At 62.3% G+C, this 12,226-nt stretch carries 13 protein-coding genes; 2 read left to right on the top strand and 11 right to left on the bottom strand.

All coding sequences use genetic code 11. From position 1 onward, the window contains the following. The first annotated feature begins 1 nt into the window (after window position 1). A complete protein-coding gene (locus tag GYH35_RS32560; protein WP_161830549.1) occupies window positions 2–421 on the top strand; it encodes a VOC family protein in 420 nt (139 codons plus the stop codon). On the opposite strand, the gene GYH35_RS32555 is transcribed toward GYH35_RS32560, so the two are convergent. Continuing rightward, complete coding sequence (locus GYH35_RS32555; protein ID WP_161830548.1) at window positions 418–1,116, bottom strand: extensin-like domain-containing protein; 699 nt, start codon at window positions 1,114–1,116, stop codon at window positions 418–420. The two genes, GYH35_RS32560 and GYH35_RS32555, sit on opposite strands and share 4 nt — an antisense overlap. A 49-nt stretch (window positions 1,117–1,165) precedes the next feature. Next, entirely contained in the window at window positions 1,166–1,813 is a 648-nt protein-coding gene (locus GYH35_RS32550) for a PEP-CTERM sorting domain-containing protein (RefSeq protein ID WP_161830547.1), read from the bottom strand. A 382-nt stretch (window positions 1,814–2,195) separates the two neighbouring features. On the opposite strand from GYH35_RS32550, the gene GYH35_RS32545 reads away from it, so the two are divergent. Then, window positions 2,196–2,618 (top strand): GNAT family N-acetyltransferase, encoded by a 423-nt coding sequence (locus GYH35_RS32545; RefSeq protein ID WP_161830546.1) that lies wholly within the window; start codon window positions 2,196–2,198, stop codon window positions 2,616–2,618. A gap of 13 nt (window positions 2,619–2,631) precedes the next feature. Here GYH35_RS32545 and GYH35_RS32540 read toward each other — a convergent pair whose 3' ends face one another. The 9 genes from GYH35_RS32540 to GYH35_RS32500 form a co-directional block, all read right to left on the bottom strand. Further along, window positions 2,632–3,381, bottom strand: coding sequence for a molybdopterin-dependent oxidoreductase (locus GYH35_RS32540; RefSeq protein WP_202624941.1), 750 nt, complete (start codon window positions 3,379–3,381; stop codon window positions 2,632–2,634). Next, window positions 3,378–4,160 (bottom strand): cytochrome b/b6 domain-containing protein, encoded by a 783-nt coding sequence (locus GYH35_RS32535; protein ID WP_161830545.1) that lies wholly within the window; start codon window positions 4,158–4,160, stop codon window positions 3,378–3,380. Before GYH35_RS32535 ends, GYH35_RS32540 begins: the two co-directional genes overlap by 4 nt. Before the next feature lie 117 nt (window positions 4,161–4,277). Beyond that, window positions 4,278–5,237, bottom strand: a complete 960-nt coding sequence (locus GYH35_RS32530) for a hypothetical protein (protein WP_161815471.1) — start codon at window positions 5,235–5,237, stop codon at window positions 4,278–4,280. Between the two features lie 78 nt (window positions 5,238–5,315). Next, window positions 5,316–6,569 (bottom strand): RNA polymerase sigma factor, encoded by a 1,254-nt coding sequence (locus GYH35_RS32525; protein WP_161830544.1) that lies wholly within the window; start codon window positions 6,567–6,569, stop codon window positions 5,316–5,318. Beyond that, window positions 6,569–6,955: a YciI family protein gene (locus GYH35_RS32520; protein ID WP_161815473.1), complete on the bottom strand. Its 387-nt coding sequence runs from the start codon at window positions 6,953–6,955 to the stop codon at window positions 6,569–6,571. The genes GYH35_RS32525 and GYH35_RS32520 overlap by 1 nt, the downstream gene beginning before the upstream one ends. 103 nt (window positions 6,956–7,058) lie before the next feature. Continuing rightward, window positions 7,059–8,471: an aminotransferase-like domain-containing protein gene (locus tag GYH35_RS32515; protein ID WP_161815474.1), complete on the bottom strand. Its 1,413-nt coding sequence runs from the start codon at window positions 8,469–8,471 to the stop codon at window positions 7,059–7,061. A gap of 23 nt (window positions 8,472–8,494) precedes the next feature. Continuing rightward, window positions 8,495–8,686, bottom strand: coding sequence for a twin transmembrane helix small protein (locus tag GYH35_RS32510; protein ID WP_161815475.1), 192 nt, complete (start codon window positions 8,684–8,686; stop codon window positions 8,495–8,497). Beyond that, entirely contained in the window at window positions 8,683–8,904 is a 222-nt protein-coding gene (locus GYH35_RS32505) for a hypothetical protein (RefSeq protein WP_161815476.1), read from the bottom strand. Before GYH35_RS32505 ends, GYH35_RS32510 begins: the two co-directional genes overlap by 4 nt. Window positions 8,905–9,580: 676 nt before the next feature. Then, complete coding sequence (locus GYH35_RS32500) at window positions 9,581–12,175, bottom strand: ATP-binding protein (protein ID WP_161830543.1); 2,595 nt, start codon at window positions 12,173–12,175, stop codon at window positions 9,581–9,583. Window positions 12,176–12,226: the final 51 nt, after the last annotated feature.

Here is a 12,226-nt window from a genome sequence, read left to right as displayed (position 1 = left end):
CATGCAATTGGAATCCGCCTATCCGGTCATCGTCACCGAGGCCATCGGCGCCTGCCGCGATTTCTACGTGCGCCACTTTGGATTCGACGTCGTGTTCGAGTCGTCGTGGTTCATCTACCTGGCCTCGAAGGCGAATCCGGCGCTGGCCGTCGCTTTCATGTCCCCGGACCATCCGTCCTCTCCGCCCGGCCCCGAGAGATTCAATGGCCAGGGAATGTTTTTCACGTTGCAGGTGAGTGACGCGGCCGTGGAGTTTCAGAAGGTGCGGCAGTCGGGCGCGCGGATTGCGTACGAACTGCGCGATGAGCCTTGGGGCCAGCGTCGTTTCGGCCTGGTCGATCCGTCCGGCGCCTGGGTCGATGTGGTCCAACAGATCGAGCCGGCGCCGGGCTTCTGGGATCCCTACATGACCTCGGCCTAACGACAGGCTCGATACGGACCGCGATCGAAATGGAAATGATCGCGGTGGGCGGCGTTGTAGTCCGGGCTCAACACGCCGTCGAAGAAGCGGCACGCTCCGGTGCGCACCTCTCGCAGAAACGCGCCCTTCTCTCCACCCTCCTCCCAATCCTTCAAGACTCGAATCCGCCGCCCGTCTTCGAGCACGAACCCAGCGACGTCCAACGCTTCCGCCGTCGCGTGCTGGCTTCGCGTGGCATTCGCACGCCCGTACACGTTGCGACAGGAATAGCTGCCGAAGTGCTCCAGCGTCGCCACGTTCTGACCGAAGTGCTTTTGCGCCGCTGGCACGAGCACATGACGCTCCCACAATGCCAGTGACACCGCCGCTCGGCAGCTCAAAGAAAACGGCTTGCTTACCCGGCTCGAGGTTCGGTCGACGCGCACCGCATTGAAGAATCCACACGCCGGGCCGGTGACGCGATTATCCAGGCGTTCGTATTCGATACCCGTCGTCGCCAGCACCTGCTGACATTGTTCCGAGCTCTTCGACAGCCGATTGAGTTTGTGTCGGGTAAGAAAGTCAGGCTCGGCATTCACATCGAGCTGCGCCCACGGATTCCAGTCCGGCGGCACATCGATCGCACCGCTGCGTACTCCGTACAGCGCGCCGGCGACGATCAGTGCAAGCACCGCCAACGAAATCAGCAGACGCATGCCTCAACAACCCGCGGCGCGCTCCGCGGGTTGCATGCGTGCCGAAGCGCTACGCGCGTCGAAAGAGTTGTCGGCGTCTCGTAACGGCGATGCCCACCAATCCCACGCAGAAGAGAGCCAGCGCGGCGGGCTCAGGAACAGGCATGAAGGTGTAGGTCGCCTTGACGGGCGTGAAGTAATGCCGGCCGTCGTCGAGAATCGACTCGTCGAACAGGAATTCGGCGATTCCCTGACCGGTGAGACTGGGGAAGACGATATCGCAAGGCGTGCCGAACGTGCCGGAGTAGATACCGCACAACCCGCCCTGAAACTCGAACGTCGACTGATACAACGTCTGGCCTGCCGTCAGCACCGCGCCCGGAGCTGTGGTGAACAAGGTCGTGACGATGGGATTGCTGCCTTCTCTCCACAGCACGAACTGATCTTCGACATAGCCGTAGAACATGTCCTGGATGCCACGGTTATGGTCGCCGTTGAAAGTGTCGCCTTCGTAACCGGGGAGCAACAGCTTCGAGCCTTCGTCCGTGAAGCCGCGAACCGAGAGGTCGCCGATCATGAAGTCGAAGTTGAATCGACCGGTGTGCGGCGTGAGAACCTCGATTTGCCCGGAGGTGATCAACGTTGCGTTGGCAGCGGGGATGAACGCCAGCGCGGCTAGCAGCATCCCGATCACGGTCACGCGGTTCTTCCTGTGCATTCCTATCCTCCTCTGAGACCCTGTGTTGGCAATGCAAAATCGGAGCCACCGGATAAGTACGCGCCGAAGTTCAGCCCCTTCAGAACCGTTGCGGACAGACTCCCGCAACACTGCGCGTGGGATATGTAAAGAACCTCGACTCGGAATTTTATCGACAGCTCGACGGCCCTACTAGAACTGACTCGGAGGGTGGGCCGCTATCGAGGTAGCGCATATATGTTGGCCGATACAACCTGAACCCGAACCCTGGGTAATCATTCCTGAGCACGCCGCCGATCGTGAATGCCCGACTCGATTCCAGCCGTTCAAGGCCATCGCGTCAAGATGCTTTCAGCCGATGGCAATGTAACATCCTTGCTTCAGGGGACCGACGGAGTTGCAAATGACGGCAGGCGACGAGCCAGTGATATTCGAGTGGCGCGGAACATTCACGAATGCGGAGGTCAACGCACTTCATGCCGAAGCGTTTGAAACCAGGGTTTTCGATGAAACCGAATGGAACTGGTGCGAGCTTACGGAGAAACACAGTCTCGGCTGGATAACGGCGCGCCGCGGTCGGGAGCTCGTCGGCTTCGCCAATGTGCTATGGGACGGATTGGTGCATGCCTGGATTCAGGACGTGATGGTCGCGGCGAGCTCTCGGCGTCAGCGTATCGGTGTCCGCCTGGTGCACGCGGCACGCGACGAAGCCGCTCGCGCGGGTTGCGACTTCCTGCACGTGGATTTCGAACAAGGTCTGGCGCAGTTCTACATCGACGAGTGCGGGTTCAAGCCTGTCCATGGCGGATTGATGCGATTGCGGTAAAGGGTCCGCAGGCTCAGATGCCCGCGTACCAGGACCAACCGTTCTGGATGAAGCCTCGAGCGCCATGGTCGTCGAAGTTATCGGTCACCACGATGCGCCTGAGAAATTTCGTGCTCTTGTAACCGAGCTGAGTCTCGACTCTTGCTCGCAATGGCGCGCCGTGACTGATTGGCAATTCGCGACCGTTCATGCCGTAGGCCAGGATGGTCTGCGGGTGCAAGGCATCGAGCATGTCGATGCCGTCGACCCAGCCATCGTAGGCGTAGAACTGCACGAACCGAGCTGTCGAGCGAATTCCCGCGGACTCCAGCACGCTGCGCAAGGGCACACCGGTCCACTGCGCGATCGCCGACCAGCCCTCTTCGCATGTGTGTCTCGTGATCTGCGTTCGAGACGGCAGGCGTTTCAATTCATCGAGCGAGAAAGCGCGCGGCCGGGTCACGCTGCCTTCGACGGGCAATCGCCAATCTGTAAAGCGATTGGCGAGCAGACGTTCATATGTCGCCCCATGCTCCTTGTGCCCGGAGGGATTGGTCGTGCCAATCGCGGGCACCGAGGAGATATCGGCGTAATCGTATTCGCGCGCGAGCGCCTGAGCAGGGAGCAACAGCCGATGGGCCTTGTACGTCAACAAATCGCCCATGCGGAGCACGTGACCGTAGGTCGGCGGATCGGTTTGGGAACAGCCGGCCAGCATCACGCCGGCCGAGGAAGCCATGCCCTTGATAAAGGCCCGACGTAACATCCGGTTTGGCTGCTTCATCGCTCATTCCCCCAAGTCATGCCGCGCAGCTGACGACTGAAACCTGTCGCGATCACCATCGCGACGTGAACGATCAAGAACAGCACCAGCATCGTGAATCCAAAGAAATGAAGGGTGCGGGCTGTCTGATAGCCGCCGAATACATCCAGGAGAATGGGATAGGCGGCAGTCACCGCCGGCGACATCGTCAGACCCGTCGCGACCATCAACGGCAGCACCGCGAACATGACACTCGAGTACGCCAGCTTCTGCAACCGTCCATACGGCGGTCCGACGCCAGCCGGGCGGACACGCAGAGGAAAATGATTGCGGAGGTCCTGCAGCAATGAGCGCGGCGCCAGCTCGCGACCTCGCGGAAGCAAGTTACGTTTCACATGACCGCTGAAGACGCCGAGTAAAAAATAACCTGCCCCCGTGCCGACGATGATCCATGCCGCCAGAAAGTGCAGGCTGCGTGCCCAGCCATTCTGATTGAAAATGTGAAAGTTTCGCTCCGCAGTGACGCGGGCGCCGGGCAGCTCCGTGAACACCATCCTGTTCTGCAACTCGTCGGGCCGGTGATTGTTGCTGATGGGCAGCGTCATCAACGCCGGCGTCAGGTCGTTGCCGACGTGGCCCCAATAAAGACGGGGATGCACCATCAGAATGAAAAATCCACTGAGCGCCAGCGCCAGGAAGCTCGCAGCAGCCATCCAGTGGCAGATCCTCACCCAGCGGCTGTGTCCCCGGGATGACGAGATGGACAGGGCGGGACTCTGCGCCGCGGCCAGATCGGACATACTCCCTCCCTCGTTATCGTTCTACGACTTGCGCCGAAATCCAGTGTAGGTGCGAGGCTCGCACCGACCCAGACCGCTTACTGCTCCGGCACGGCGATTCGCTGCACTTGGGCAGCGTCAGGACTCGTCACACTCGATCGCGAGCCCGACTGCAGCCGCTTCGGCTGACAATTTGTTTGCAGTGGCACGCGGAATCGACTTGCCGGATTGCGCACGCACCTCCGCCGAGAAACCACTGAGCATGGCGCAGGCGGCGGTCAGGTCTGAAGCGACGAAGTAAGCACGCGCGTGTTGAATCTTCCGCTGCAAGCTCCGCCCGGGTCCGACTCCTGTGACTTGTTCCAGCAGAGCGTCGAACATCTCGTTCGGCGGCAGCAGTTGGGTATGGTCTGCGAGCTCCGTGACTCGGCCCACGAAACGGCCAGAGACGACGTTATTTTCAATCGACACATCGCGGGGCTCCACCTCATAGAAGATGGCCCACTCCCTCGTCGCCGCGGCTTCCGCCTCGTCAGGCGGCTGGGTGCTCAACCCTTCGACCTGGCCGTAGATGGCAGGAAACGAATCGAACGGCATCGCCGCGGAAGGATCGATCACGGTCGGCAGCGCGTCCGAGAAGAGAGCGTTCGGATCGAGAATGAAATTGATGAGAATCGTCCCCAGCGGCACGAACGCTGGATCCTGCCGCGAGAAAAAACTCAGGAACGGCGCGAAGCTTGCCTCATCCCCGATGCCTCTGATCTGCAGAAAATCGAAAGCGGCGACACGGTTCGTGACCAGCACCGACAGGTGCCCGGGCCTCGAGGGGATGAAAGTTGCGCCAACAGCCGACGAGAAAGTGTGGCCGCCGATAGTCACCTGGATGAAGCTATTGGCATCGGTGAAACGATACTCTCCGCTGAACAGCAGAGGATCGGTGTCCCCGGGTGCGTGCGACAGGGCATAGCGAAAAGAGCCGGTGACCCGGTCGCCTACCTGAATGCTGTCGGAGATCGGCCCCGCGGAGGCGGCCAAGGCGAATGTCAGCAGAACTGTTACACGCAAGAGAAAGGAACGGACTCGAGCGAGAGTGTTCATACGAGACTCCGTCGCCGAAGACGTCGGGTGCGCCTCGTTATCCTCCAACGCGTGAACCCTGGCAAGCAGCGCGACGCGCTACCTGTCGTCGCGCAGCTTCGCCGCCTTCAGCATCAAATAGTTCCTTTCCGGAATGCTGCTCGTCTTCGTTGCCGCGGCCTGATACAACTCGACCGCTCGATCTCGCTCGCCGGCCCGCTCCAGCAAATGTGCGCGAACGGCATCCAAGCGATGATTGCCGCGCAGGCGTTCATCCTTTTCCAGCGGCGTCAGCAACTCCAATCCCCGCGTCGGTCCATGAGCCATCGCGGCCGCAATGGCGTGATTCATCGCGGCCATCGGGTTATCCGACATCCGCATCAGCACGCCATACAGCGCCTGGATCTGCGCCCAATCCGTGTCCTCCACACGCGCCGCTTCGTCGTGTAAGGCTGCGATAGCCGCCTGCAATTGATACTCGCCCACAGCACCGCGTGAGAACGCGGCGGTGACGAGCGCCACGCCTTCCGCAATCATCTCGCGGTCCCATAGGCCGCGATCCTGCTCATCGAGGGGAATCAGCTCACCATTCGGCCCACTCCGCGCAAGGCGACGAGCATCGGTCAGCAGCATCAACGCAAGCAGACCGAGAACCTCGCCATCGCCCGGCGCGAGCTTGACCAACAATCGCGTGAGACGAATCGCCTCGCTCGACAAATCCGTGCGTTGCAGTTCAGTGCCCGAACTGCTTGTGTAGCCCTCGTTGAAGATCAGATACAAAACATGCAGCACCGAGCCCAGCCGCTCTGCCCGCTCCGACGCCTCCGGCATCTGAAACGCCACGTCCGATGTTTTCACACTCTGCTTGGCGCGACTGATCCGCTGCGCCATGGTCGCTTCGGGCACGAGAAACGCCTTCGCGATTTCACCGGTTGTGAGTCCACCCACCGCTCGCAATGTCAGCGCGATGGCCGAAGGCGGCGACAGCGACGGATGGCAGCACATGAACAGCAACACGAGCGTATCGTCCGGATCGATCTCCGGCTCGCTGTACAGCGCCGGTGCGACCACCAAGGGTGAATCTTCCATTGCCACGGCCTCGCGATTGCGACGTGCGATCTCGCTGCGCACGGTGTCGGTCATACGCCGAAGCGCGACCTGCAAGAGCCAGCCGCGAGGATTGTGTGGCACGCCTTCGTCGGGCCATTGCGTGGCCGCGGCGATCAGCGCTTCCTGTACGGCGTCTTCGCAGCTGTTGAGGTTGCGATAACGGCGCATCACCGCTCCGAGCACCTGCGGCGCCAGTTCGCGCAACAGATGCTCGGTGCTTACGTCGAGCTTCCCAGCGGTCACTAGGTTTTCGGCGCGACGCCGATCTCACGCACTTCGATGGGCAGATAAAGCGGAACGCCGCCAACCCCCGGCGCCAGTGACGCTTGAGCCGCGATCTCGTAGGCGCGGGCCGCACTCGGAACATCGACGACCCAGAAACCGGCGAGGAATTCCTTCGACTCCGGGAACACGCCATCGGTGATTGGCTTGCCATCCTTCCCGGCACGGACCAGCTTCGCCTGCGACGGCGCCGACAGACCCTGCCCATCCACCAGCTCGCCCGATGCGGTGAGCTTCTTGTGGAAGTCCATCATGAAGGCGAGATGCGCCTCGATGTCCTGCTTCGGCCAGCTCATGATCTGGTACTCGCCACCGGCCGGGGTGTTCATCATCAGCATGAATTTCATACGGTTAGCTCCTGTGTGAGGGGATTCTAGCGCGCCCTGCGGCGGGCTTTCAGGAGCAAGTCGGAGCCGGGCTGGCGATTTCGACACGCCCGGCCAGATTTTTTCAAGCCAGCGAGCGGACGATGCGCCCAAGCTCGGCCACGGCGTCTTCGACCTGGGCGGTCCAGGGGTGGCCATAGTTCAACCGCAGGCAGTTGCGGAACTGCCGCCGCGCCGAAAACATCGGGCCCGGCGCGATGCTGATGTGAGCTTCGATGGCGCGGCGATGGACTTCGAGCGCATCCACCTTCTCCGGCAATTCGATCCACAGGAAGTAACCGCCCTCGGGCGTCGCCACCCGAAAGCCCGCCGGAAAGTGTTGTTTGAGAGAAGCAAGGGCCGCGCCCTGCTGAGATCGCAGCGCCTGACGCAACTTATCCAGGTGACGGTCGTACCCTTCGTTCCGAAGCATCTGCGCGATGCCGTTCTGAATGGGCACGCTGGTGGCGAGCGACGTCGTCACCTTGCGCCGTTGCACAGCGGGCGCGAATCGGCCTGCCGCCGTCCAGCCCAATCGATAGCCCGGCGCCAGGCACTTGGAGAACGAGCCGCAGTTGAGCACCAGCCCCTTGCGATCGAACGCCTTCGCCGGCTTCGGCCGGTGCTTGTCGAAATGCAGCTCGGCGTACACGTCGTCTTCGATCAACGGGATGTCATGCTCGGCCAGCAACTCGACCAGGTCGCGCTTCTTTTCTTCCGGCAGCGAGGCGCCGAGCGGATTCTGAAACGTGGTCATGAACCAGCAGGCGCGCACGTTGTGTTTGGCGATGGCCTGCTCGAGTGCGCCGAGATCGACGCCTTCGCGCGGATGCGTCGGGATCTCCACTGCACGCAAGCCCCACGTCTCGATGGCTTGCAAGCAAGCGTAGAACGCGGGCGCTTCGATCGCGACGGTGTCGCCGGGGCGTGTGACTGTTTGCAAGCAGAGCGTCAGGGCTTCGAGCGCGCCGGAAGTGACGACGATCTCATCGGCCGGCACACGCGAGCCGAACTGCAAATATCGACGTGCAATCTGACGGCGCAGCTCCGGACTGCCGGGCGGCAGACTCTCGACGGTGCTCCACGGGTCCATGTTTCGGGCGCTGCTGCCGAGATGTCTCGCGAGCTTTGCCCAAGGAAACAGCGTCGGGCTGGGAAAGGCCGATCCCAGCGGCACCACATCGCGGTCGCGCGACGCTTCGAGAATGTTGAAGACCAGATCGCTGACATCGACTTGCGTCGAGCGCGATGACGGTCGCGAGGCGCGCGGCTCGCTCGGACCTTGTTGCCAACGGTTGCTGACGTAGTAGCCCGAACGATGCCGACTCTCGACCAAGCCATTCGCTTCGAGCACATCGTATGCGCGCATCGCCGTGGCTGGACTCACTCCCCGCTCACGGCACAGCTCGCGCACCGAGGGAATCCGCTCGCCCGCCTGGAGCGTGCCTTGACGGATGAGCGATGTGAGATCGGCGGCCAGCTCCTGATACAGCTTCATGCGCCCAAGTTTATCGATAAGCGTTAGTGAGGCTTCAGCGCACCCATGTACCAGCCAATCATCAGGAAGGCAAACAACGCCACCGACAGCGCCACACGCACGGTCAGCGCCTTCACCATGGCCTTGGAATCGGTGGGACCGGACACCATGCTGAACATGGCGTGCCCGAGACTGATGACGATGCAGATGATCGTCAGGACGATGAGCTCTTTCATGATGGCTCCGCTGCGTTGACTTTAGCCGCTGTGCGCTGCTTCTCTTCCGCCGCCTCGCGACGGATGGTGTAGACCAGCGAGCCGAAGGCGACGGCGATCAACCCCATCAGCGCCACCATCAGAATCACCAGGCCACCGGCCTGTCGGTACGCCTCGTAGATCGCGCCAACAACGCCGATGGGCGTCGTCACTAGCAGCAGGGGTTTGGCAATCCGCATCGCTTTTCTCCTGGGTACGGACGCATCGTAGGGACGCTCTGTGCTGCATAACAGATGCAGATCGGCGCAAAAAAAGTGGCACAGACGGCCGGGCTGGACCGCTTGGAACCGCGCCCTGGCCGGCCCGTTACTCCTGCATCGAGGCTGAGGAGAAAGTCCAATGCGCACATCGATTTACATAGTGGCCGCCGTCGCTGTCGCAGGGTTTACGGCCGCTGGCGCTCAGCACACTGGCAACCCGGCAGCACCGGCGCGCTCGCAGACACCGGTTCGTCAGCCGACGACATCGCCTCCGCCCGCGACACCCATGCCATCGCCGCAAACCTCGCCAACGCCGGCGCAACCGACGCAGCCGAACAGGACTGAGCAGACGAGACCGAACCCGCCGGCCACGACACAGGAGACCGTGCGGCCTCCGGACTCGCGGCGGACGAGAGAGCGAGATGACAACAGGCTCAACCCTGCGAACGACCAGCGACCCGTTCCGCCGGCGATGCGCGGCGTAGGTACGACGGGCAAACCCGACTGCTCCAAACTGCGTGGCCTCGAGAAATCGGAGTGCGAACGTCGCGATACGACACGCGATGATTTGCCGGCAGGTGTGACAACGACGCAGCCAGAGAAACCGCAGCAGTAGCATGGCCGCCGGAGCCGGGCGTTGCGAGCTGACGCCTCGCTATGGAGCCTTCGCCGCAATAATGCCGAGGCGGTACGCTGCGCTGACCGCTTCGGCTCGCGTCGAGACATCGAGCTTCGTGAATATTGCAGCCAGGTGATGATCGACGGTGCGCGCCGAGCGATGCAGCCGCTGGCCGATCTCCTTGTTCCGCAGCCCCTGTGAAAGCAGGCCGAGCACTTCCACTTCCTTGGTCGTGAGCCCCGCCAGATTGTTCTGCGTGCTCTCTCTCGGGCCTCGCTGCAGTCCGCGAACGCCCGCCGAGCGCAGCTTGTAACGCATCCGTTCGATCATCGGGCGCGCACCGAACGCTTCAAACACGGTGAGGGCCTGGCGCTGTGCCGCTTCGTCGCCTTCCATCATCGCGCGCGCCGCCTCGAACGGACATTTCAAAGCGCTCCACGTCGCCGCCGCTTCCTGCCAGCGACCGGAGATCTCCATCGCGAACGGTTGCCGAGCACAGAAGTCCGGCATGCCGCCCGGCAGTGAGCCGTCGCCTTGCCAACACCAGAACAACAATTCCGACGCAAACCAGGGATGACGCTTGCGAACCGCCAGCTCGACACCAGCCGACGCCTCGCTCGCCGTTTCGGCCGTTCTTCCTTCGAACCACGCCGCCTCAGCTCGCGCAGCGTGCATCAATGCCACTCGTTGTAATGTTCCGGTGTTGCCGGCCAGCTCCTGCGCTTCATGCAAAGCCTCCCATACCCCCGGATCGCCACGGCGAGCCCGCACGCGTCCAAGCGCAATCAACGCCGTGATGCGAGCGATCACCGGCGAGCGCCGATCAGCAAGCACGACATGCGCAGTCCCGGACGCCTCCGTATAGCGCCCCCGATACATCCACACCAACGCCTGCCAGGACAACTGATATAGCCGTGCGAAGTCGATGTCGCGCTCGCTGCAGAACTCGATGCCTTGCCGAAGATAGTTGTCCGCGAGATCGAATCGATACACCTCGCCGCACGCCGAGCCCAGATTGACGAAGGCGTTCGCAATCCACGAATCCGCCGGGAGTTCTTCCGCCAGCGCGCGGCTGCGCTCCAAATGTTCGCAGCCCTCTGCGACGCGGCCGGCAATGATCAGCGAGGATCCAATGGTATTGAGGCAGTGAACGATAGACTCTCGATCGCCAAGCTCTGCCGCGACCGCCTTGGCGTGCTGCCCTTCGTTGATTGCTTCCTCGACGTCGCGATCCAGCATTCTTAGATGCGCGGCCCAGCGACGCACGACAACTGCTGCGGCTCCCGATAGATCGTCGGCGACCAGTGATGCCGCCTCCCGCATCGTCACCTCACTCTCAGCGTTCTTTCCCGAGACGACCAACGCGTGAGCGAGCCGCGCGAGCGAGATCGCCCGCCTGCTTCGTTCACCGAGGTCTTGCCATAGCTTTACAGCGTCGCGGCGCGCCTCGATGGCGTCGCTCACCATGCCGCTGAGCTGACACTCGGACGCATAATCATCGAGCAAGGCTGCGCGCCGAGGCGTCGGTGTCGTTGCAAACTTCAGTGCTCGTGCAAATTGCTGAGCTGCTTGACGGTGCGCGCCCTTCGCTGCTGCTTCTCGAGCCGCCGCGGGCGCCAACTCCAACACAGCTTCTTCGAGTGCCGCACCTTCAGCATGATGCGCGAGTCGGGCAAGATCGGCCGACGAATGCGATTGCAATGCCTGTAACACCATGCGATGCAGGCTCATGGCTCTCGTCGGAGTCAATGCATCGAGGATGGCCTCACGCGCCAGCTCGTGACGAAATGTGAACACGCCGCTCTGTGCGCACAGCACGCCGGTTGCGAGACACTCATCGATCCAGCCGCTCTCCGCCGCGGTCAGCTCTTGTAACAACCAAGGTTCGATGCGCGGGCCGGCAACCGCTGCAGCGTCGAGAATTGCACGAGCCGATGGGCGCAGCCGGCCAGCGCGCGCCAGCACCGCGTCTCTCACGGTCGCCGGCATTCCCGCTCCACCTGCAGCGACGACTTCAGTAACGAAGAATGGATTGCCGCCGGTCTTTGTTTGCAACTCGGCGGCGTCGATATCGCGCTCGCCGATCAGTTCTTGAATCGCGGCCACTGACAGCGGCTGTGGCGACAACCGCTTCGCACCGCTGGTGGCCAGATCGCCGAGCACCAGGCGCAGCGCATGCGACGGTCCGACTTCGTCGCTACGAAAACTCGCGACCAGCAGCGAATGCGTACGACCGATGCGCCGGCCCACATAGCGAAGAAAATCGAGCGTTGCCTCGTCCGCCCAATGCAAATCCTCCAGCACGATCAATGCGGGCGGCCGGGCGATTTCGGCAAGAAAAATACTGAACACGCGCAGGCGCTCGACATTGCCATCGAGGGCAGCCTGCAGCTCACCTTCGACCTGAGCGGCGATATCGAACAATGGACCGAGCGGCCGCGGCGTGTGCAGAGCATCGCAAGCGCCCCAGTACACCGGCGCCTGCTGTGAGCTGGCGAAAGCTCGCAACAGCGAAGTCTTGCCGATGCCCGCCTCGCCTTCGAGAAACAACAAGCTGCCCTGGCCCGCAGCGGCATTGCGCAGCAGCACCTGTAACGAGGTCAGCAGCTCATCGCGCTCCAGCAGCTTCATGCCCGGGCCCGCCATGCCCACGTCGATCCGACAACGTCAGGGAATCATAGC

Source organism: Steroidobacter agaridevorans (assembly GCF_009932555.1).
Taxonomy (GTDB): Bacteria; Pseudomonadota; Gammaproteobacteria; order Steroidobacterales; family Steroidobacteraceae; genus Steroidobacter; species Steroidobacter agaridevorans.
This window is presented reverse-complemented; position numbering and strand designations above follow the sequence as displayed.

Bases quoted from the DNA above. Each gene is read 5' to 3' on its own strand.
- GYH35_RS32530 (WP_161815471.1), bottom strand. From the start codon at position 5,237: ATGAACACTCTCGCTCGAGTCCGTTCCTTTCTCTTGCGTGTAACAGTT.
- GYH35_RS32520 (WP_161815473.1), bottom strand. From the start codon at position 6,955: ATGAAATTCATGCTGATGATGAACACCCCGGCCGGTGGCGAGTACCAG.
- GYH35_RS32550 (WP_161830547.1), bottom strand. From the start codon at position 1,813: ATGCACAGGAAGAACCGCGTGACCGTGATCGGGATGCTGCTAGCCGCG.
- GYH35_RS32545 (WP_161830546.1), top strand. From the start codon at position 2,196: ATGACGGCAGGCGACGAGCCAGTGATATTCGAGTGGCGCGGAACATTC.
- GYH35_RS32515 (WP_161815474.1), bottom strand. From the start codon at position 8,471: ATGAAGCTGTATCAGGAGCTGGCCGCCGATCTCACATCGCTCATCCGT.
- GYH35_RS32555 (WP_161830548.1), bottom strand. From the start codon at position 1,116: ATGCGTCTGCTGATTTCGTTGGCGGTGCTTGCACTGATCGTCGCCGGC.
- GYH35_RS32540 (WP_202624941.1), bottom strand. From the start codon at position 3,381: ATGAAGCAGCCAAACCGGATGTTACGTCGGGCCTTTATCAAGGGCATG.
- GYH35_RS32510 (WP_161815475.1), bottom strand. From the start codon at position 8,686: ATGAAAGAGCTCATCGTCCTGACGATCATCTGCATCGTCATCAGTCTC.
- GYH35_RS32535 (WP_161830545.1), bottom strand. From the start codon at position 4,160: ATGTCCGATCTGGCCGCGGCGCAGAGTCCCGCCCTGTCCATCTCGTCA.
- GYH35_RS32560 (WP_161830549.1), top strand. From the start codon at position 2: ATGCAATTGGAATCCGCCTATCCGGTCATCGTCACCGAGGCCATCGGC.
- GYH35_RS32500 (WP_161830543.1), bottom strand. From the start codon at position 12,175: ATGAAGCTGCTGGAGCGCGATGAGCTGCTGACCTCGTTACAGGTGCTG.
- GYH35_RS32505 (WP_161815476.1), bottom strand. From the start codon at position 8,904: ATGCGGATTGCCAAACCCCTGCTGCTAGTGACGACGCCCATCGGCGTT.